Origin of the sequence: Zoogloea sp. (assembly GCF_023150065.1) — a bacterium.
GTDB lineage: Bacteria > Pseudomonadota > Gammaproteobacteria > Burkholderiales > Rhodocyclaceae > Zoogloea.
This window is the reverse complement of the sequence record NZ_JAKLLN010000079.1, coordinates 1-962: the sequence shown is the minus strand read 5'-3', so window position 1 is coordinate 962 and position 962 is coordinate 1. Positions and strand designations below refer to the sequence as shown.

The 962-nt window shown below is 68.3% G+C and carries 1 protein-coding gene; it reads right to left on the bottom strand.

Features of this window, described 5'->3' with window-relative positions:
• Positions 1-808 (bottom strand): alpha/beta fold hydrolase (locus L6Q67_RS23490; protein WP_296575920.1); only part of this gene is annotated, 808 nt, incomplete at its 3' end.
• Positions 809-962: the final 154 nt, after the last annotated feature.

Here is a 962-nt window from a genome sequence, read left to right as displayed (position 1 = left end):
CGATCGCTGCCCGATACTCGTCGAAGCGATGCACGTCAGCGTGAGCGGCGCCGCGTATCACCACCAGCCGGGCCTGCTCGGCGTCGGCCGCGAGTTGCCGGCTGTGGGCCACGGGGATCAGCGCATCCTGGTCACCGTGCACCAGCAACAGCGGCTTGTGCAGGCGCGTGACCGCTTCGTCGCTGCGCAGCGGATAGCGCACGACGGCGCTTGGCACCCACGGGTAGTGCAGCGCAGCGAGTTGCTGCATGCTGGTGTAGGGTGAGACCAGGATCGTCAGGTCGGGCTGATGCCGCGCGGCCCACGCGGCGGCAAGCCCCGTGCCCAGCGAACGACCAAGGGCGATGACCCGCTTGCCGGCATAGCGCGCGGCGATGGCCTGCCACACCGCTTCGACATCGGCATGCAGTTGCGCTTCCGACTCGATGCGGCCGGTGCTCTTGCCGAAGCCGCGGTAGTCCATCATCACCAGGTCGACATTGGCGCGGCGGTACAGACTGCCATCGATGAACCACTCCTTCAGGTTGGCGCTGTTGCCGTGCAGGAAGAAGACCACGCCCTTCGGGTCGGGCAGACGCAGCTCGAGCACCGACAGGCGGGCGCCCGGGACGTCGACGAAACGCTCGGTCACGTCGGGCTCGCTGGACAGTGCGGCGTCAGCCGGCAAGGGCACGGGCTTGAACAGCAGCCGCTCCTGCCCGAACCACAAGGCCGCGTTGGCACCGGTCCACGCCAGGCCGGCGAGCAGAAGACCCGCCGCTGCTGCGCGACGCCACCGACGTGCTGGCGTGTTCGTGCCCGACTTCATGCGGTTCGCGTCCGTGCTGACCCGACCGGCTCAGTCTTTCGTGATGATGTCCCGGTGCATGGGGGCCAGCCGGGCCAGCATGCCGTTCTGCGCCGAGAACGGGATGCCCTTGGCATCCATGCTTTGCTGCAGCACCTCGACGAGGGCGTTGAAG